This window comes from Bifidobacterium apousia, from assembly GCF_007559275.1.
Lineage (GTDB): Bacteria > Actinomycetota > Actinomycetes > Actinomycetales > Bifidobacteriaceae > Bombiscardovia > Bombiscardovia apousia.
This window is the reverse complement of record NZ_VMHK01000002.1, coordinates 430,575-451,001: the sequence shown is the minus strand read 5'-3', so window position 1 is coordinate 451,001 and position 20,427 is coordinate 430,575. Positions and strand designations below refer to the sequence as shown.

Below are 20,427 nucleotides of genomic sequence, written 5' to 3'. Positions count from 1 at the left end.
CAGCATACCTTCGGCGGGTGACCTGCTGTCAGCGTGGAGGCCTACCATCGAGGCAGGTGCGGGAGGCCGCGCAGGTGACCGCAGGGGGACACCGGACGTCCTGCCTGCCAACCCCAGTCGACGAGGAAAGGTTCCCGATATGCCCGACATGAACGATCCATCTTACCTGAACACCGTAGCCGAGGTCACCATTGCGCCCTCTGGTCAGGGTGAGGAGCTGTCCACCTATGTGGCCCAGGTCATCAAGGTCATCAGGGATTCGGGGCTGCCCAACCAGACCAATGCCATGAGCACCGTCGTCGAAGGGGATCTGCATCGGGTCATGGAGGTCGTGGAAGAAGCCACACGGGTCCTGGCCGAGCAGGGATACAGGACCGGCGTCAGCCTTAGGCTGGACATCCGTCCCGGCAAGCGGGATCAGATCCACGAGAAGGTGGAGCGGGTCGACCGGATCCTGGGCGGGGAAAGCCGCTGAAAGCTCCCTGTCACTGACGATCAGCCGGGCTGAAATCGCCTGAGCAAGTTAAGGTGTGCCCATGATCACGATGAAGCAGATCGCCGAACGCACAGGCGTGTCCGTCTCCACAGTCTCTCTGGTGCTCAACGGCCGCGACAAGGGCAGAGTCAAGTCGGAGACCGCCCGAAAGGTGCGCAGCACAGCCAAGACCCTGGGCTATCGGCCCAATCCCATGGCCCGGTCGCTGCGCACCAGCAAGACCGGCATCCTGGGCTTCATCAGCGAAGAGGTGGCCACCACGCCCTACGCCGGCGCCATCATTCAGGGCGCACAGGATGCGGCAGCTGAGCGCGGATATGTGCTTCTCACCGTCTCCACCGACGGAGGCATCCGGGAACCAGAGCAGATCCGGGCTTTGAAGCGCTATGGGGTGGACGGATTCCTCTTCGCCAAGATGTATGACCAGGATGTTGACCTGCCCCAGGCTCTGCGCTCCTGCCCTGCCGTGGTGGTCAACGCGGCGGAGCGGGCCAACCGCTGTCCCAGCATCGCCCCTGACGAGTTCCTGATCGGCTACGATGCCACCCGTCACCTGATTGAATCAGGCTGCCGCCGGGTGGCCTACCTGGGCACCACACAGGATCTGCCCGCGCAAGAAGAGCGAATGCGCGGATATCAGGCCGCTCTCAAGGAAGCTGGGTTACCTGCAGGCCAGTCCTTGATCCGACTGGTGGGCTTCAACCAGGATGCCATGGATCAGGCGAACGACCTGATGGACGACCAGCACCCCGATGGGGTCTTCTGCTTCAATGATTCGCGCTCCATTTACCTCTACCAGGCGGCCGCAGCCCGCCATCTGGTCATCGGCAGGGACCTCAATCTGGTGGGCGTGGACAACCACCAGGTCATAGCCGAGACAATGGCACCTCCCCTGAGCACAATCGAACTCCCCCACTACGAGATGGGCTTCTGGGCGGTGCGACGACTGCTGGCGCAAATCAATCCCCGTCGCGTTGCCCTGCCTCTGCCTGAAACCCGTGCCGTCCTGCCGCCGCTCGATCAGGCTGGCGGGGTGCGCATCCATTGCGCCCTGATCCGCAAAGGTTCCACCCGCCTCGATGCCGCCTCAGACTCGGCCCCGACCAGCGACTAAAGCCGAATCACACTCCCTCCTCATCGCAAGATGGTAAAACAAGGTCGAATTCCGGAGGGCTTCGCGCCAATTACCAATCGGCCAGCACCCTTTGCTGGTCGCTAATCGTGCTCAAAGGCATGCACAACAATCGTCAATCGTTTGACGTAAATCGATTGACAGCTTACTATACCTACCAGGATTCGCTCTGCACACAGTAAGTGCATCGAACCGGAAGGCACTGCGGAGAAGCGGTGCACAACAAGTGAGGGAGGGGCAGCATGGCCGCCAAATCATCAGCATGGAGGAATCCATCATATTTGGAATCCTCTACCGGAATATTCTTCTTCTTCTGCGCCTGGGGCATCTGGTGGTCCTTCTACTCGCCATGGCTGATCAACGGCCTTGGCATGACCAACACCCAGGTCGGCAACATCTACTCCATCAACTCCGTGGGCACGCTGATAATAATGTTTGTCTACGGGGTAATACAGGACGAACTGGGGGTCAAGCGTAGACTCGCCATCTTCATCGCGGCCATTGCAGCGCTGGTTGGACCTTTCGTGCAATTTATCTACGCCCCCCTCATGCATTCCAACCTGATCCTGGGCGCCGTACTCGGTTCAATCGTTCTATCCGCAGGTTTCATGTCAGGCTGCTCCCTGATCGAGGCCATCACCGAGCGGTACAGCCGCAAATTCGGATTCGAATACGGCCAGTCCCGCGCCTGGGGCTCCTTCGGCTACGCCATTGTGGCTCTGATCGCAGGGTTCACTTTCAACATCAACCCGATGATCAACTTTTGGCTGGGGTCCGCCTTCGGCGCGTGCATGCTCCTGGTCTACGCCTTCTGGATCCCCGATGAGCAACGCGAGGAGATCAAGCGAGAGTCCACCCCCGAGGGCGAAAAGTCCCAGCCCTCCCTGCGCGACATGATCCATGTCCTGGGCATGCCTGCCCTCTGGCTCCTGATCGTCTTTGTGATCTTCACCAACACCTTCTACACGGTCTTCGACCAGCAGATGTTCCCCAACTACTATGCCAACCTCTTCCCCACCCCGGAACAGGGTCACGAGGTCTACGGCATCCTCAACTCCATCCAAGTGTTCCTGGAATCAGCCATGATGGGCGTGGTTCCCATCATCATGCGCAAGATCGGCGTGCGTAACTCCCTTCTGCTGGGAGCTACGGTCATGTTCGCCAGGATCGGTCTGTGCGGTTTCTTCCACGACCCGGTCATGGTCTCCGTTGTCAAGCTCTTCCACTCCATTGAGGTCCCGCTCTTCAGCCTGCCTGCCTTCCGCTACTTCACTCTGCATTTCAACCCCAAGCTGTCCGCCACCCTGTACATGGTGGGCTTCCAGATCGCCTCCCAGGTCGGCCAGGTGGCCATGTCCACCCCGCTGGGCATCCTCCACGACCGCGCCGGCGACCAGGTCACCTTCTACACCATCTCACTGGTAGTGCTGGCCGCCTTGATCTACGGCATCTTCGTGCTCAAGCGCGACGACCAGCAGGTGGACGGCGATCCCTTCATCAGGGATTCGCAGAAGTCCGCCGTAACCCAGGGCTGATCCCCATACCAACCATCATCAGCACCCATCCAACCCGAAAGGATTCACGGATGAACCAGCCAACAACCAAGGAAAACGCCGACATGAGCGCTCAGCTGGACAAGGCCCAGAAGAGCATCGACCGGCTCTTCGCCACCCGCAATGACCGCTGGTATCCCCAGTGCCACATCGCCTCCAAGGCCGGATGGATCAACGACCCCAACGGCCTGAGCTATTACAAGGGCCGCTACCATGCCTACTTCCAGCTCAACCCCTATGGGAGCGAGTGGGGAAACATGCACTGGGGGCACGTATCCAGCGCCGATCTGGTCACCTGGCGGCGCGAGCCCCTGGCCATGGCGCCCACCCTGGAGGTCGAAAAGGACGGGGTCTTCTCCGGATCGGCCGTTGTGGGCGACGACGGCCGCCTGACCATCTACTACACCGGTCACCGCTGGCGCAACGGGGTCAACGAAGATGAAGGCAACCTCCAGGAGCAGTGCATGGCTGTCTCCTCAGACGGGATCCACTTCGAAAAGAAGGGGGTCGTGATCCCCTGCCCGGACGACAAGATCCTGCACTTCCGCGATCCCAAGGTGTGGAAGATGGGCGGGCTCTGGTACATGGTCTTCGGAGTCAGCACCCCAGCCCATCGAGGCGAAATCTGGATGTATACCTCCAATGACATGGAGCACTGGACCTTTGACCGGGTCGTCTACCGGCACCCCGACCCTGAGGTCTTCATGCTGGAATGCCCCGACATGTTCCCCCTGGAGGACAAGTGGGTGATCTGCTACTCGGCCATGGGCCTGAAACCTCATGGATTCGAAGCCCGCAACCACAACAACGCCGGCTACGTGATCGGCAGCTGGCAGCCCGGCGGCGACTTCCAGCAGGAGACTGAGTTCCACCTCTGGGATGACGGCCATAACTTCTATGCCCCGCAGACCTTCCAAGCCCCTGACGGCCGCCGGCTGGTCTTCGGCTGGATGAGCCCCTTCACCGAGCCCATCCCCATGCAGGAGGACGGCTGGTGCGGCCAGTTCACGGTACCCCGCGAGGTCACCCTGGCCGGCGATCACCTGCGTTGCCTGCCGGTACGCGAGTTCTCCGACCTGGACCAGGACAGGCAGGACTTCGGCTCCATCGAGCTGGAGGTCAACGGCAGCCAGGATCTGGTTGACGACGCGCAGACCGCCGACATCGCTATGGAAATCGACCTGGCCAAGTCCCAGGCAGAGCGCATCGGTCTGGAGATTCACCGGACGCAATCCGGCGACCACACGCTGGTCTGCTATGACGACCAGCTGGGCCGCGTGGTGCTCGACCGCCACTGCAACACCTACGGGGACCGGGGTTACCGCACTGCTCCAGTCGACAAGTCCTCGGGCAAGCTCAAGCTGCGCATCATCGTGGACCGGGGCTCGATCGAGGTCGTCATCAACGACGGGCTGGAGATCATGTCCTCCTACTCCTTCCCCGCCGAAGGGCCCCGCGGCATCCGCCTGATCGCCGAATCCGGCGAGGGCAAGGCCCTGATCGACTCCCTCTCCATCGCCAGGCTGGGCACCATCTGGGAAGAGCCGGATCGCTGATCCTACTCCTCTAGTCGGCATAGGAAGGGCCCGCCCCCTGAAATCCCTCAGGGGGCGGGCCCTTTATCTTGCAAGCATCGCTTTCAAGCAGCCATGGTCAAAACCAAAGAATCGGAGATCCTAGAAGAGATACCGGTCCTTTCACAGTGACTCCTTGCCATAGATAGTCAGCCACGACTCGGTCTCAGACCTTTGAGCTTCGGGACCGGAAGCCTGTACGAGGCTGCCTCGGCCCCGGCTTTACTTGCCGACCTTGACCAGCAGAGCCATCAGCCCGGAGGCGATGGCTGCCGCGCCCATGAAGAGGAAGGCTCCGACGAAGGAACCGCCGGCCGCCTTGACCAGGTAGCCGATGATCATGGGGGCCAGGAATCCGCCCAGGGTGCCGCCGGTATTGATGATGCCGATGGCGGAGCCGATGATATGCGGGTCCATGATCTTGTGGGGCCAGGTGAAGATGCCGGTGAAGGCCACCACGGAGACGCAGGATACCAGGATCAGCAGCAGGAGGGAGAGCCAGATGTTGCGCGAGAAGACAAAGCATACGACCAGGACGGCGCTGATCACCCCGGCACCCAGGATGGCCAACTTCTCCCTGCCCAGGAAGAGCTTCGAGAGCAACTGGCCGGCGTAGATGGTGGCGACGGTCGTGAAGACCGCATTGACCGCCAGCAGGATGCCAGCCTGGCCGATCGAGAGACCGAAGGTGTTTTTGATGAAGGTGGGCATCCAGGAGATATTGCCATACAGGAGGATGTTCAGCAGCAGCATGGCCACGAAGAGGACCAGCACGTTCCTGTTCTTCAGAACCTCGAGGAACCCTGCCCCCTTGGCTCCGGGCTTCTGGTCAGCCTCGGGCTGGCGGGGCTTGGAGGGCACGAAGATCAGGATGCAGACGAAGGCCAGCAGGTAGAGGGTGCCCAGCACAGCGTAGGCCAGGTGCCAGTTGATGGCGACCAGGTTGGCGCCCAGGACGAAGGCCAGAATGCCGCCGATGCCCGAGGTCGACAGGATCAGCGACTGGACGAAGGTGCGCCGTTCCTGGGGGAAGTTCTCCGCGATCGACTTGGAGCAGGAGGGCGGGTAGCCGCCGTGGCCCATGCCAGCGAAGAACCGCACGATGATGAAGAAGGCCAGACCATTGGCCAGGCCGAACAGGTAGCTGAACAGACCGATGATGATCATGGAGGCCATCAGCACACGCTTGGCCCCAAGCCGGTCGGCCAGCCAGCCGCTGGGAATCTGCATGAGCGAGTAGCCCAGGAAGAAGGCCGACATGATGATGCCTGTCTGCCCCGAGTCCAGGTGGAACTGCTCGGAGATGGGGATGATGGCGGTCGAGATCATGTTCTTGTCCATGTACACGATCGAGTAACCGGCCATCAGGGAAAAGATCAGCGTTCCGCTCGCCGTTTTTGAGGATCGCTTGATTGCCATTGGTCTGTCATCCTTCAGTAGAAACCGGCCGCCGCCGGGCAAGGTGATCCCGCAAAGATCACAGGGCCTGGCGGCAGCCGAACAGTGGGTCAGTGGGGCATCACATCGTCAGGGATGACGACCTCGTACTCCTGGCCGGCGAAGGTCTTGTCAAAGTCCTCCTTGGCGGCCTTGACCAGATCCGGGTCGGTAAACGCATCATAGGCGGTCAGGGCCAGGGTCTTACCCGCAGCCAGCAGACCCTTGTGGGCCACCGAGGACTTGCCGTTGGCCGCCCACTGCCAGGAGTGGGCCGAGGTTCCCTGAGGCTCGAATCCGCCGCTGAACTGGGCGGTGGGCGTCTGCCAGCTGACATCGCCGACATCGGTGGACCCCGATGCGGTATCGGTGAAGACCAGCGGGTACTTCTTCAGGGCCATGGTCGACTCGGCCATCTTCCTGACTTCCTCATCCGTCAGATCAGGGAAGGCCTCCTTGGTGCGGCTGAGCACCCGCTGCTTGCCGGCCTCGGGGACCGTATCGGTGTAGCGGCGCTCGTAGTCCAACTCCTGCTGATCCAGGGGCAGGGGGCCGACGAGGTCCAGGTTCCTGTCTATGGCCTCGGTCAGCGGATGATTGGGAATGAAGTTGTAGCAGGCCGCGTCGAACTCCTCCTTGACCTGGGTCTCGGTCATCAGGGCCGCACCCTGGGCGATCTTCTCAACACGCTTGAACAGATCCTGAGCCTGGTCCATCCTGGGGGCGCGCACGAAGTAGTAGAGCCGGGCATGGGACTGCACCACGTTGGCTGACTCGCCGCCTGCGTCGATGAAGGCGTAGTGCACGCGGGCCTGATCAATCATGTGCTCGCGCAGGAACTGCACACCCACATTCATCAGCTCTGCGGCATCCAGGGCGCTCCGGCCCAGCTCGGGGGCCGCAGCCGCGTGCGCCGGCACGCCGGTGAAGTCGAAGTAGGCCTGCAGGACCGCCAGGCTGGAGGAACCCCAGGCCTGGGTCACATCCGAGGGATGCCAGGACAGGGCCAGATCCAGCCCGTCAAAGACCCCGTCCCTGGCCATGAAGGCCTTGCCGTAACCCGACTCCTCAGCTGGGCAACCGAAGACCTTGATGGTCCCCTTGAGTCCCTTCTCCTGCATGAAGGTCTTGATGCCCACGCCTGCCGCGACGGCCGCCATGCCCAGGATGTTGTGGCCGCAGCCTTGCCCGTTGCCGCCCTCGACCAGGGGCTTATGCTCGCCCAGGTCGGCCACCTGGCTGAGTCCTCCCAGGGCATCGTATTCGCCGGTGATGCCGATCACCGGACGGCCCGAACCCCAGGTCGCCACATAGGCATAGTCCATATGGCCCACGCCCTTTTCGATCTCGAAGCCCTCCTGCTCCAGCACCTGGTAGTGCTGCTGGACCGACTCCTTGACTGCAAACCTGGTCTCGGGGGTGCCCCAAATATGATCGGCTGCCTCGATGAACTCCTGTGACTTGTCTTCGATGATCTGCATGATGCGTTGCTTGTCGTCCACGCCTGTCGACTCCTTCGTTTCGTTTGCTGCGCTGATTTCCACGGCGGACATGGCCTGCTCCGCTGTGATACGTCACAGACTACCTTTCATGGGCGTTACGAGAGTGTTCAGACCTGTAAATTTGGACTATTATGGCTAACCTCACAAAATTGGAAGCTCTGTCTTCTCAGGCATTCTCCACGCCGCCGAAGCGCCTGTCCCGGTGGATGTAATCGTCGATGGCGCGCCAGAGCACCTCACGCCCGCAGTCCGGGAAGAGCTCAGGGACGAAATCCAGCTCCGCATAGGCCGCCTGCCAGGGCAGAAAATTGGAGGTGCGCTGCTCCCCAGAGGTGCGCATAACCAGGTCGCAATCCGGAATGTCGGGGTTGTAGAGGTGCTGGGCGATCATCTTTTCGGTCACCTTGGAACCCTTGATCTGCCCGGCCGCAACTTCTCGGGCGATGTCTGTGGCCGCATCGGCCAGCTCAGCCCTGCCCCCGTAGTTGATGCAGAAGATCACATCGATTCTGCTGTTGTGCCGGGTGCGCTCCATGGCCGCTTCCAGCTCGTCGATGACCGACTTCCAGAGTCGAGGCCGACGGCCAGCCCAGCGCACGCGCACCCCCCAGTCATCCATTTGGGCCACCCTACGGTGGATGATGTCCCGGGAGAAGCCCATCAGAAAGCGGACCTCGGCCGGCGAGCGCTTCCAATTCTCCGTGGAGAAGGTATACAGGCTCAGGTACCGGACCCCAGCTTCAATGGCCCCGGCTATGGTGTCGAAGACCACCGGCTCGGCGGCCCGGTGACCCTGGGTGCGCTCCATGCCCCTCTGCTTGGCCCAGCGGCCATTGCCGTCCATGATCACACCCAGGTGCCGCGGGACTGAGCCCTTGGGGAACTGCGGGATACGCGTGGGATCGGAGAAAGGGGCTGCGGGCACATCCAGGGAGGTGTAGTCGACGGGGTCAAAGCTCATGCTTCAAGAATCTAATAGCCTCAGGGATCTGATGGGTCGCTCCAGGTAATATTCGCCCCATTTCTCAACAAGACCGTCGCACAGGGGGGTGGAGCCCCTGCCGTCCAGCTTGGACCAGTCCCCGCTGCTCAGGGCCCGGAAGCGTGCCAGGGTGGCGGGATCCACCGCCACGGCATCGGTAGGCCTGTCCCGGCTGCAGACCACCCCACCGCCAGGCACCGAAAAATGGGTCAGCTGGTCGGTCCGGCCGCAGACGATGCAGGAATCCAGCCGGGGCCTCCAGCCAGCCAGCGCCAGGGACCGCAGCAAATAGGAGGCGCCGATGTCACGTGGACCATGCCGGTGACCTGCCAGGCTGGCCAGGGCGGAGGCCAGCAGACGATATTGCTCCGGAGCCGGCTCGTGCTCGCCCACCACCAGCTTGTCAGCGGTCTCCAGCATGACGCCCCCGTTGGCATAGAGGTCATAGTCGGCGCATATGGCATCCGCATAGGCGGCTATGCAGACCGCCTGGGAGACGATGTCCAGGTTGCGGCCGCGAGAGATGAGCAGATCGTCACGCATGAATGGCTCCAGCCGCGCGCCGAAGCGGGACTTGGTCCGTCGCACCCCCTTGGCCACGGCCCTGACCTTGCCGTGTCCCCTGGTCAGCATGGTGACGATCCGGTCGGCCTCGCCCAGTTTGACCGTTCTGAGGACCAAGCCCTCGTCACGATAGATGGCCACGACGGCCCCGTCCTTTCATTGGTAGATGAACAGACCCCAGAAGGCGAAGATCAGCAGGACCCCGAACATGGCCAGGGTGGTAACGGTGAAGAGGGCAACGCCAAAGCGGGTGGAGGCCAGCACAGGCCTGGGATCCATGCTCCGCATCTGCTGACGCAGACTGGGGCCGCCGGCCTTGCTTGTGCGCACCTGGTCGGGCAGCCGGTCCAATCCCCTGAGTGAGGCTACCTCGACCATGCGGGCGAAAGTGCGCGACCAGGCCCAGATCACCAGGGCACAGACCACCTGGATGACCGGCCAGCTCCAGTAGCTGACTCCAGCCTGGTCGGGCACGCCGCCCCAGCCCAGGCGTACCACGGCCATGATGACCTGACCCAGACCAGCTCCGAAAAGGACCAGGGTAGCCAGGGTGGTGCCGGTAATGGTGACCAAGGTGCCGCCGAAGCCATGGCTGAAGCCCAGGACCGGATCCTTGCGTCGGCGCAGACGGAACAACTTCATCAGCCCGGCCACCAGGGCCATGACCAGGGATGCCAGCAAAAGCACCAGGGTCAGCAGGTGCAGGACCAGCATGTACACGGTCAGCGAGCGCCGACCCCGCAGGTCAGTGGGCACCGCGATGGACTGGTGGATGGTGGCCCCACCCACGCTGGGGCTGGTCTGGTGCAGGCCATGGACCTGACCCACCGCCCAGTCGACCATGTCCTGCTGGTAGTGGTCGGCCAGGGGCGTGCCGGTCCGGGCTTCATCCCCCAGCCGCAGCACATGGTTGGAGACCGGGTAGGACCGCACAGTGACGTTCTCGTTGCCCGAGGCATGGGCCTGGGAGAGCACGCGCTGCACCCCCTCCACCTGGGCAGTCATGACATCCTTGGCCCCGTAGGCCAGCAGGGTGGGAATGGCATAGGTGTTGCGGTCGGTGGGATCGATATCCAGATTATTCAGGCCCAAGAGGGAGGCATCGGTGCTGAAGAGCCGACGGACCACCGACTGGTAGCCCTGGTTGGCTCCGGCAATGGCGAAATCCTGGGCTACGAAGAAGCCCATGGCGTGCCGCGGGGAATAGACCATGGGGCTCAGCAGGATCTGGAAAGCGATCCGGTGGTCCATGCTCAGCAGCATGGCGGCGATCCAAGTACTCTCGCTGGTGGCATAGATGCCTACCTTGGATGCATCCACATCGTCCCGGTCGCGCAACAGATTGGCAACCCGTTCGTAAGCCTTGGCCGAGGCAGGATAGTCCCGGTCTGCGTCCGTGGTGGACCAGACCGGCTTGTCCAGCACGACGGTGACGAACCCGGCAGAGGCCAAGGTACGAGCCACGTCCCCGAAGGAGTTGTCGCAGGTGCCGTAACCTGCGCCGTGCATGAAGACCACGGCCGGCCGATGCCCTGAAGCCTCCTTGGGAGCGCGAATCAGTATTCGGATGCGTTGGTGCTCGCCAGTGGAGGGCCGCTCCACGTTCAGTTCCTGGTGACGGGATTCGACCTCGTACTGCCCCACGTTATCCCTGTCAACCCCGGCAGGCCAGTCGAAGGTAACCGCGGTGTCCGAAGTCAGGGTGGGAAAATTCTGATCCACCGGTTCGTATTTCCAGGGGACAGCGGTCAAGTGGGAGACCGAGGCCAGCAGACCCATGAGGATGATGAAGACGGGCAGGCTGGTCATGAGCCGCCTGACCCTGCTCCACCCGCTTGCAGGGAGGGAACGCTCAACCTCTTGGGACACGTCGGCCATTGTAGCCGGTGGCGGGGATGGCGCTTACGCCCTCAGCTGGCACGGCCGGTGACCGGGACCACCATGGGCCCTGCCTCCGGCAGGGTTTCACCCTGGGCCGCCGCCTTGGCATCCATCTGGGCGGCGATTTCCTTGGCCCGTTCCAGCAGCGTGGGGACGATCTGATCCTCGGGCACGGTCTGCACCACCTTGCCCTTGATGATGATCTGGCCTTTGCCGTTGCCCGATGCCACCCCCAGGTCGGCCTCCCTGGCCTCGCCAGGTCCGTTGACGATGCAGCCCATGACGGCCACCCGGATGGGGGCGGTGATGTCCTTGAGCCCCTCGGTGACCTCCTTGGCCAGCTCGATCACGTCCACCTGGGCCCTGCCGCAGGAGGGGCAGGAAATGATGTCGAAGTGGCGCTGGCGCAGCCCTAGGTACTCGAGGATCTTGCAGCCCACCTTGACCTCTTCCACAGGCGGCGCGGACAGGGATACCCTGATGGTGTCGCCGATGCCCTCGGCCAGCAGTGCGCCGAAGGCCAGGCAGGACTTGATGGTCCCCTGCCAGGAGGGCCCGGCCTCGGTCACGCCCAGGTGCAGGGGCCAGTCGCCCTTGGAGGCCAGGAGCCTGTAGGTCTGGACCGTGGTGACGGGATCGTGGTGCTTGACGGAGATCTTGAAGTCATGGAAGCCCACGTCCTCGAACATGTGGGCCTCTTTCAAGGCCGAGGCGACCAAGGCCTCGGGGGTGGGTCCGCCGTAGCGGGCGTAGATGTCCTTGTCCAGGCTGCCCGCATTGACCCCGATGCGCAGGGAGATGCCTGCATCCGTGGCGGCCTTGCAGATCTCGGGGCCGACCTGGTCGAACTTGCGGATGTTGCCCGGGTTGACCCTGACGGCTGCACAGCCGGCATCGATGGCCTGGAAGACGTACTTGCTCTGGAAGTGGATGTCGGCGATGACCGGGATGGGCGACTTCTTGGCAATGATGGGCAGCGCGTCGGCATCGTCCTGGCTGGGTACGGCCACCCGTACGATGTCGCAGCCGGCGGCGGCCAGCTCGGCGATCTGCTGCAGGGTGGCATTGATGTCAGCAGTGACCGTGTTGGTCATGGACTGCACCGATATGGGGGCTCCCCCGCCGACCGGCACAGGCCCCACCATGATCCGACGGGAGCGGCGACGAGGATGCAGCGGAGTCTGGCTGATGGCCTGCTCGCCTGTCTTGCGGAACCCCTGGGAGGATGTTGACTGTTCGGTCTTGGGAATGCTACTCACGCTGTCATGTCTATCAAAGCATCAGCCCTTTGGCGTGCCTCATGCTCGACTTGCTCCATTACCTCCACGGATGTGAATGTTCCCGGAAGATGCGTTTCCATGGCATCCATGACCGAACGGATGGTTTCGACGATGCCCAGGTAGGGCAGCCGGTGATCCAGGAAGGCCCTGACCGCCTGCTCATTGGCGGCATTGAAGACCGCGGTCATGGGCTCGCAGCTGCCCAGGGCCCGCCTGGCCAGGTTGACCGCCGGGAAGGCCTGGTCGTCCAAGGGCTCGAAAGTCCAGGTATTGGACTTGGACCAGTCGCAGGCCGCAGCCACATGGTCGAGACGGACGGGCGCCGACAGGCCCAGGGCGATGGGCAGACGCATATCCGGAGGGGAAGCCTGGCTTATGGTGGCCCCGTCCTGGAACTGGACCATGGAGTGAACCACGGACTGGGGGTGAACCACCACGGTGATCCTCTCGGGCTCGATCCGGAAGAGCCTGCTGGCCTCGATGACCTCCAGACCCTTGTTGACCATGGTGGAGGAGTTGATGGTGACCACCGGCCCCATGGACCAGGTCGGATGGTTCAGGGCCTGCTCAGGGGTGACCTGGCGCATAGCGTCACGGCTCCAGCCCCGGAAGGGACCGCCAGAAGCGGTGACCACCAGACGGGCCACCTCTCCGTGCTGCCCTGAACGCAGGGACTGCCAGATGGCCGAATGCTCGGAGTCGACCGGGTTGATCTGACCCGGCCGTATCTCGGCATCAAAGAGCAGATGGCCGCCGGCCACCACGGACTCCTTGTTGGCCAGAGCCAGCTGGGATCCGGCCTGCAGGGCCGCAATGGACGGGCGCAGACCGACTGATCCGGTGATGCCGTTGAGGACCAGATCACTTCCGGAGCCGGCCAGAGCCTGGACCGCCTCCATGCCTGCTTCTACTTGGATACCAGTCAATCCCAAGGCCTTGAGCGCCTGCTGCAGGGCCGGAAGCTGGGCCCTGTCGGCCAGAGCCAGACGGGTCACGCCAAAATCACGGGCCTGACGGGCCAACAGTTCGACATGGGCGCCACCGGCAGCCAATCCAGTCACCTGGAACCGATCCCTATGACGACTGATCAGATCCAAGGCCTGTGTACCGATGGATCCTGTGGATCCCAGGATGACCAGACTGCGAGACTGGTCAGCATCGGCCCTGGGCGACCAATCCGCCAAGGTGCGTTCACGCTCGACCGACAAACCGGCCTGCCCTCCTTCACTCGTCACTGCCAAATGACTCATCGACCGCCTTTATCCTGCTCTCCCTCGTCACCGAAGGCTGGGAATGAAATATCGGGGATGTCCAGATCCATCTTGGGCAGATCCTGGTTGAGCAGGGAGTTCAGGTAGGAATCCGGATCCTGGGCCTGCTTATTCCCCTGCGTGTTTTGTGAGTACCGAGGCTTGGCCCAGTCGGGCGTATCCGTGCTGCTTTCGGCTGTTTCGGCCCAGGGACGCTCCTGGGTCTCAGGCGCTGCTGGCGCCGGCTCCGCATAGCTGCCCAAGGGCCCGCCTGCGCCCAGAGGGCCGTCAACGAACGGCGAAGAGATAACTGAGGTGGATCCTGGCGCAGACGAGTTGTCAGCGTCAGCATCGGTTGAGGGGGGCACCGGCGATGCCGGACCTGTGGAAGGAACGAACGCAGCCCCTGTCGATGTGGACGGGGCGGATGCGGCAGGTGTCGAAGGGGTCGGCTGGAATACCGTCGGCTCAGGAGTCTGCGGTGCTGGGGAAGGCGAAGAAGAGGCCGTCGAGTTGACAGGCATGGATTGCGCAGCCGGCGCGGGTGCAGCTGAGCCTGCAGGAGTATAGCTGGTTGGCGCAGAGGTGGGCATAACCGATTCAGGCCGACCGGAGACAGCCGGATTTGCAGGAGCAGCGGCCGCTCCAGCGCCGACATCGACCGAGGATGCAGACCGAGCTGAAGCTGTTGAAGGTGTACCAGCATCCGTTGCACCGGCACCTGTGACGCCGGTATCCACAGCCGCTCCAGCGCCGTCCTGAGCCAGTCGCTGGTTGACCGCTGAAGCCAGGGCACTCAGGGAGCTGTTGGGCTGGGCCGTCGGCACCGTCTGCGTGCTGGCAGCGGGAGCATCGAAGATGGCCCGTTCCGCCTGATGCAGTTGAGCGAAATCGTCCTGACTGCTTTGGTCCTCCGCAACAGGGGAAGCATTGGGGATGCTCCAAGCGGGTTCCTGACTCTGTCCGATCAGCGGCTGAACGCCCGAGACTGAAGAGTCCTGCACAGGAAGCTGCGATTGCGCAGGAACAGCGGCAGGCGCCGTTGAACTCGCACTTGCTCTCTTGGCCCTCTCGCTGACCCTGGCGAAGGACTCCAGCTGCTCCAGAAGCTCGACGGCCTTGGCCAGGAAGAAGTCCACCTGGCGCTCGTCATAACCCTTGGGCCCCCGCCGCTGGGTGAAGATGACGTTGGAGACGCGGTCAGCCGTGATGTCGGTGTTCTTTGACTTGCCCGAATCCGTCTTCCGCCCCTCCTGCAGGTTGAGCTGGTCAGAAGTCTTGTTGAGGACCTGCTCGATCAGCCGCTCCACCTGCTTGCAGTCGTATGAAGGCATGCCGGGATCCCCGCGCTTGAAGACGCTGCCCGAAGGCCTGCCGGCATGAGTAGTCAGCTCGGATTGCAGACTGACCATTCTGGTCGTCCAACCATCCACGCCCACCCGGGCTATCTCCAGGCTGGTCTGCCTGTCGGAAATCACCCTTTCCAGCCGGGAGAGGGCTGCATCCACCTGGGTGATGATGTAGCCGTTCTTGCACAGGTCGAAGGAGGCGTTGGCTATCTCTTCCTGGGTCAGATCAGGGTCCTGGCTCTCATAGAGCGAGTGCGCCCGCTCCAGGAAGGCATCCACCTGCTTGGTGTCATATCCCCACTTGCGCTTGCCCGAGCGCGCGATGGTCGCCTCGGTTCCACGGGCATCAGGCTTAGCTGACATCAGGCATCGACCTCCTGACCTTTCTTGCCAACGATCGTCGTGCATCGATTCTACGTGAGCGCTAAGACGCGACTTCGGGCACGCCCCCTCAAAAACCCCTGTGGTCCCGCCCGGACTCGAACCGGGGACATCCACCGTGTAAAGGTGGCGCTCTAACCAACTGAGCCACGGGACCAGCACACTACCTTAGCAGAATACACGGTGACAAGGCCGCACGGTGCGGCTATAATCCACTAGGAATTCGCGGGCCTGGTCCGCAAAAGCAGAGCAACACTCCATATACACCATATAAAGAGGGGGTTCGGATTGTCACAGACAGTCGATACAGGCAGCGGCAGGAAGACCAACCGCACCCTGGTGACGGTGGCGGTCTTCATCGCCACCTTCATGACGGCCATCGAGGGGACCATCGTCTCCACCGCCATGCCCACCATCATCGGGGACCTGCATGGGCTGTCTATCATGAACTGGGTCTACTCCATCTATCTGCTCATGACGGCGGTCACCACGCCCATCTACGGCAAGCTTTCAGACCGCTTTGGCCGCAAGCCGCTGCTGACCATCGGTCTGCTGGTCTTCGTGATCGGATCCACCCTGTGCGCCCTCTCCCAGTCCATGCCCCAGCTGATAGGCGCCCGTTTTCTGCAGGGCCTGGGGGCCGGCGCCATCCAGCCGCTGACCTACACGGTTCTGGCCGACATCTATCCCCTGGACAAGCGGGCGGGCATGATCGGCCTGAACGGCTCGGCCTGGGGCATCGCCTCCATCATCGCCCCCCTGCTGGGAGGCTTCATCGTCCAGCAGATAAGCTGGCACTGGGTCTTCGCCATCAACGTGCCCATCGGCCTGCTGGTCATCATCATGATCCAGATCTTCCTGAGCGAGCATATCCAGGCGCGTGAAACCCGCGTCGACTACATCGGCATCGGACTGCTCAGCGTCTGTCTGATCTGCCTGATGCTCTGCCTGCAGAGCCTGGGATCGGCGGGCGATATCAGAATCACCCTGGTCCTGGCTGCGGCCACCCTGGTCACCTTTGCCCTGCTGCTTCATGTGGAGGGGCGCCAGGAGGATCCCATCCTGCCCCTGCGGCTCTTCCGCATCAGAACCTTCGTCATCCAGAACATCTGCATGCTCCTGGTGGCCGGATTCCTCATGGGCTTTGACACCTACATGCCCATCTGGATGCAGTCTGTTCTGGGAATGAACCCTTCGCTGGGCGGCTTCGTGGTCACCCCCTCCTCCATCCTTTGGCTCCTGGGAGCCTACATGGCCGGACCGCTGACCATGCACCACCCGCCGCACCGGGCCACCAACATCGGTCTGGCCTTCATTCTGACGGCCTGCCTCTGCTACATAGCCGTCCCCCAGGCCACTGCCTACTGGATCTTCCTGGTCATCTCCGCCGTGGTCGGCTTCGGCTTCGGCCTGACCATCACCACCTCGACCATCACCGCCCAGAGTGTGGTGCCTGCAGGTGACGTGGGCGCCTCGACCAGCTTCAACACCCTGGCCCGTTCCCTGGGACAGACCCTGATGGTCTCCATCTTCGGCATCGTCATGAATACGGTCATCGCCCGGGAGGTGCCTCAGCATAAGGGACTGACCGAGGACATGATGAACAGCATGATCAACCCGGCCACGGCAGGAAGCATTCCCTCGCGTCTGCTGGGCCCGGCCCGCACCATCGTCTTCGACGGCCTGCATTGGATCTTCCTGGTGGGCCTGGTCATTCTGATCGTGGCCCTGGTGGCCAACCTCTGCGATATCCGTTCGCGCACCCTGCTGGCCGAATATCAGAACAAGGCCACGACGACTTCTCCGGCCATTGCTGAGAAGGGCGAGCAGTAAGGGCTGCCGGCCAGATTGGATTCCTCAGGGAATCCCTGATGAAAGAGAGCGAGGTGGTGGGCACGGTTGATCCTGATGCCCACCACCTCGTTCATTGGCGCTTCTGCAGCCAGAAGTCTTACTTGCCCTTGCCGAAAGCCCGCAGCTGGGTGGCGTTCCAATCCTTGCTGACGGTGGTGGGCATCAGGGCATTCATGCCCGCGGTCTTGGCCGCATTGGAAACGACCCCTGGCGCCGATGCCCCCGGTCTGCCGGGTTTGGGAGTCAACACCCAGAAGGGCGCACCCTTGTTGACCATGGCCGAGGCATCCATGATGGTATCTGCCAGATCATCCTCGGCATCGCCGTCCCGCCACCAGATGATGACCCCATCCACGGCTGCGCCATAGTCCTCGTCCACCAGCTCTTCGCCGGTCAGATCCTCGATCCTGGTCCGGATCCCGTCGTCGACATCGTCGTCCCACATCCATTCCTGAACGATATCGCCGGGATGAAAACCGAACTCTTCCGCTGTATAGGTTGTAGTCTCAGCCACGGTTTCAGCATAACAAGACTGCCGGAATTCACCAATTGGACCGGCCTTGTCTTATCTGCCCTTGGCGGCTGTGCAGCGGGGCAACCCCTCCCCCTGGCCATGGCCGATGGCCACCAGGGCCTTGTAGGCCTCGTCCAAGGTGGATACCCGCACGTCGCGCAGGCCCTGTGGCACATGGCCTGCCACCTGTGAGCAATTAGCCGCTGGTGCCAGGAACCAGGTGGCGCCGTCCCGCCTGGCCCCCAGCATCTTCAGCTGGATGCCGCCGATGGCCCCGACTCGTCCCTTCTGATCCATAGTGCCGGTTCCTGCGATGGTCAGACCACCGGTCTCCTGCTCCGGAGTGATCTTGTCGATGGCTCCCAGGGTGTACATGAGTCCGGCCGAGGGACCGCCGATGTCGGCCACCCTCATGCTGAACTGCAGGCCCGATACGTCATATCCCCGGGCCTTGAGGAAGGCCAGAGCCTGGGCCGAGGCAGCCTTCTGTGAGCCGTGCATATCACCCTGCTCCTGGCGCTTGTACTCCTCCACACTCTGTCCGGGAGGCACCACGGCCTCCTGGGGAAGCACCGTGGCGTGGGGGTCGGCCCAGCCCACCAGGGCATCCAGATTTGAGGCCGGATAGCCGGGAATTCCGCGGGCATTGACCGTGGTCATCAGCAGACGGCCCTGGTCATGGTGGACCCGGCCGCCCTTGACCTTAATGACCGGTGATCCTTGTGAGCTTCCCAGAACGTCCTGGGTGGGCCCGGGCGTCTCGATGGTATAAGGCGAGGGGAGGAACAACACCAAGAGGGCCAGAATGACCAGAAGACCACCGACCAGCATTTTGCGGGTGGGTCCGCCAAGCGTTCCGATCTGCCCTTCGGGTGCGCCTGTGGCGCAGTGATCCGATTTCCCGTGCGGAAGTGTCATAGCTCCAATATTATGGTTGATGAAGACGATAATCCCGGCAGACGTCAACCTTGATGGCGGACGACCTGCCTTGGCGAGGACTGGAAACAAAGCAATGGACGAGAATGCAATCCACCAATGGCTCATCGAGTGCTTCGGCCCGGTGCAGGGCGAGCTGGCCTGGAGTCAGTTCTCACAGCTGCCTGAGTCCATCCGCTCCCAGATGGCGGCCCAGGGAGCCGATCAGCTGCCCAAACCCGCCGAGGTCCAGGCCCTGATTCAGGCTTTCACGGCCGGAGGGCTGAACACGCCGGCTGACATGCAGGCCCAGGCCGATCAGGGGCCCATCAACGTTGCCCTGGCCAAGAACATCGCCCTGGGACGCACCAGGGCCGACCAGTCCGATACCACCGTCACAGCCGAGGACAGCGAGCGGGTGGCCCGGGTCATGAGCGAAGCCAACCTCTGGCTGGACACCGTCTGCGCCTTTGACCCCGCCCCAGGCCAAACCGAAGCCTTGACCCGAGCCGGATGGATCGAGGGCAGCATAGACGCCTGGGTCCAGTTCGCCTCGCCGGTGGCCCAGGCGGTCAGCGAGGCCCTGACCTCCGTCATCAACCAGCGCTTCCAAGGTTTCGACCAAGGCGAGATTTCAGGAATGTTCGCTGGACCTGTGCCCATCCCCCTGCCCGACAATCTCAAGGATCCGACCACGCTGATGAAGCTGCTGGGGAACACCTCATTCGCCATGCAGCTGGGGCAAGCCGCTGGAGAGCTGGCCAAGGAGGTCCGCGGAGGATTCGATCAGGGCATCCCGCTGCTCAAGAATCCCGCCGGAGCCCTCATACCCCAGAACATCAAAGCCTATGCCAAATCCCTAGAACTGGATCAGGACGAGGTCACCCGTTACATGGCCCTCAAGGAAGCCGCCCACGCCCGGCTCTACGCCGCCGTCCCCTGGCTGATGCCGCGCTTCGAGGCCCTGATCGGCAAGTACGCCCGGGGGGTCTCCATCGACCTGGACGCGGTGGAGGATCAGCTGCGCGAAGCCGAACAAATCAACCCCGAATCCATCGCCGGCGCCATCAACCTCAGCAATGTCGGCATTGAGGACACTCCTGAGCAGAAGGAGGCCCTGCACAGCCTGGGCGACCTGCTGGCCTTGGTGGACGGCTGGGTGGATTGCGTGGTCTGGAACGCCGGCATGGCCCACCTGCCCCACCTGGAGCAGCTGAGGGAGATGACCCGACGCGAGCGCGCCGTGGGAGGGCCGGCCGAACAGACCTTCGAGTCCCTGCTGGGCCTGCATCTTCACCCCAAGCGGTTGCGCGAGGCCGCCGACCTTTGGGAGCGCATCACCGCCGAGGATGGAGTTCAGGGCCGTGACGGCCACTGGTCCCATCCTGACCTGCTGCCCTCCCTGCCCGTCAAAGCGGAAGCCGATCAGGGTGGGGCATCGACCTCTGCAGAGGGGCAATCCGAGCAGAAGGCCGACACTCCCGCCACCTCGGTGGACTGGGATGCCGAGCTGGACAAACTGCTGAACGCCGAGGAAACGGATTCCTCTGCTGATCCGGCCACCCCTGCAGACTCCGATACTGCTGATTCCAGCACTTCAAATGACCAGGAACATTCGGGCCAGGAAGCTCCGGGCGACCAGAAGAGCACCGGCAACGATTCCAAGGACACTGATGACGGTCATCCGGATCAGCACAACTCAGACAGCGGCGATTCGGACGGCGACCAGGCCTGAATCGCACTCGCTTTCCCCGCCTTCCAAG

Annotated in this window: 16 protein-coding genes and 1 tRNA gene; 6 read left to right on the top strand and 11 right to left on the bottom strand. The window is 62.7% G+C overall.

Annotation, left to right across the window (positions count from 1 at the left end; genetic code table 11):
- Positions 1-139 precede the first annotated feature (139 nt).
- The 4 genes from FPK30_RS04460 (at position 140) to FPK30_RS04445 (ending at position 4,737) form a co-directional block, all read left to right on the top strand.
- Positions 140-475: an MTH1187 family thiamine-binding protein gene (locus FPK30_RS04460; RefSeq protein ID WP_144085467.1), complete on the top strand. Its 336-nt coding sequence runs from the start codon at positions 140-142 to the stop codon at positions 473-475.
- A gap of 61 nt (positions 476-536) precedes the next feature.
- Positions 537-1,610 (top strand): LacI family DNA-binding transcriptional regulator, encoded by a 1,074-nt coding sequence (locus FPK30_RS04455; RefSeq protein ID WP_144085466.1) that lies wholly within the window; start codon positions 537-539, stop codon positions 1,608-1,610.
- Positions 1,611-1,870: 260 nt separating this feature from the next.
- Positions 1,871-3,163, top strand: coding sequence for an MFS transporter (locus FPK30_RS04450; protein WP_144085465.1), 1,293 nt, complete (start codon positions 1,871-1,873; stop codon positions 3,161-3,163).
- A gap of 50 nt (positions 3,164-3,213) precedes the next feature.
- Positions 3,214-4,737: a glycoside hydrolase family 32 protein gene (locus FPK30_RS04445; RefSeq protein WP_144085464.1), complete on the top strand. Its 1,524-nt coding sequence runs from the start codon at positions 3,214-3,216 to the stop codon at positions 4,735-4,737.
- A gap of 240 nt (positions 4,738-4,977) precedes the next feature.
- Here FPK30_RS04445 and FPK30_RS04440 read toward each other — a convergent pair whose 3' ends face one another.
- From FPK30_RS04440 to FPK30_RS04400, 9 genes are all read right to left on the bottom strand, one after another.
- Positions 4,978-6,174, bottom strand: coding sequence for an MFS transporter (locus FPK30_RS04440; protein ID WP_144085463.1), 1,197 nt, complete (start codon positions 6,172-6,174; stop codon positions 4,978-4,980).
- Between the two features lie 89 nt (positions 6,175-6,263).
- Positions 6,264-7,694 carry an amidohydrolase gene (locus FPK30_RS04435; protein WP_144085462.1) on the bottom strand — a complete coding sequence of 477 codons (1,431 nt, stop codon included), beginning with the start codon at positions 7,692-7,694 and terminating at the stop codon, positions 6,264-6,266.
- Positions 7,695-7,860: 166 nt separating this feature from the next.
- A complete protein-coding gene (locus FPK30_RS04430; RefSeq protein ID WP_144085461.1) occupies positions 7,861-8,655 on the bottom strand; it encodes an isoprenyl transferase in 795 nt (264 codons plus the stop codon).
- Between the two features lie 3 nt (positions 8,656-8,658).
- Positions 8,659-9,381, bottom strand: a complete 723-nt coding sequence (gene recO, locus FPK30_RS04425) for a DNA repair protein RecO (protein ID WP_144085460.1) — start codon at positions 9,379-9,381, stop codon at positions 8,659-8,661.
- A gap of 15 nt (positions 9,382-9,396) precedes the next feature.
- A complete protein-coding gene (locus FPK30_RS04420) occupies positions 9,397-11,049 on the bottom strand; it encodes an alpha/beta hydrolase family protein (RefSeq protein ID WP_144085565.1) in 1,653 nt (550 codons plus the stop codon).
- Between the two features lie 101 nt (positions 11,050-11,150).
- Positions 11,151-12,380, bottom strand: a complete 1,230-nt coding sequence (gene ispG, locus FPK30_RS04415) for a flavodoxin-dependent (E)-4-hydroxy-3-methylbut-2-enyl-diphosphate synthase (protein ID WP_180335377.1) — start codon at positions 12,378-12,380, stop codon at positions 11,151-11,153.
- Positions 12,377-13,651, bottom strand: a complete 1,275-nt coding sequence (gene dxr / locus FPK30_RS04410) for a 1-deoxy-D-xylulose-5-phosphate reductoisomerase (protein ID WP_232345819.1) — start codon at positions 13,649-13,651, stop codon at positions 12,377-12,379. The genes ispG and dxr overlap by 4 nt, the downstream gene beginning before the upstream one ends.
- Positions 13,648-15,363 (bottom strand): DivIVA domain-containing protein, encoded by a 1,716-nt coding sequence (locus tag FPK30_RS04405; protein ID WP_186279379.1) that lies wholly within the window; start codon positions 15,361-15,363, stop codon positions 13,648-13,650. Before FPK30_RS04405 ends, dxr begins: the two co-directional genes overlap by 4 nt.
- A 101-nt stretch (positions 15,364-15,464) precedes the next feature.
- A tRNA-Val gene (locus FPK30_RS04400) sits at positions 15,465-15,538 on the bottom strand.
- A 131-nt stretch (positions 15,539-15,669) separates the two neighbouring features.
- On the opposite strand from FPK30_RS04400, the gene FPK30_RS04395 reads away from it, so the two are divergent.
- Complete coding sequence (locus FPK30_RS04395) at positions 15,670-17,214, top strand: MDR family MFS transporter (protein WP_144085458.1); 1,545 nt, start codon at positions 15,670-15,672, stop codon at positions 17,212-17,214.
- 118 nt (positions 17,215-17,332) lie between these two features.
- Here FPK30_RS04395 and FPK30_RS04390 read toward each other — a convergent pair whose 3' ends face one another.
- Both FPK30_RS04390 and FPK30_RS04385 read right to left on the bottom strand, forming a co-directional pair.
- Complete coding sequence (locus tag FPK30_RS04390; RefSeq protein ID WP_144085457.1) at positions 17,333-17,749, bottom strand: DUF3052 domain-containing protein; 417 nt, start codon at positions 17,747-17,749, stop codon at positions 17,333-17,335.
- 51 nt (positions 17,750-17,800) lie between these two features.
- A complete protein-coding gene (locus FPK30_RS04385) occupies positions 17,801-18,667 on the bottom strand; it encodes a S16 family serine protease (RefSeq protein WP_144085456.1) in 867 nt (288 codons plus the stop codon).
- Positions 18,668-18,761: 94 nt separating this feature from the next.
- Between FPK30_RS04385 and FPK30_RS04380 the strand changes: the two genes are divergently transcribed.
- Positions 18,762-20,399: a zinc-dependent metalloprotease gene (locus tag FPK30_RS04380; protein ID WP_144085455.1), complete on the top strand. Its 1,638-nt coding sequence runs from the start codon at positions 18,762-18,764 to the stop codon at positions 20,397-20,399.
- Positions 20,400-20,427 lie beyond the last annotated feature (28 nt).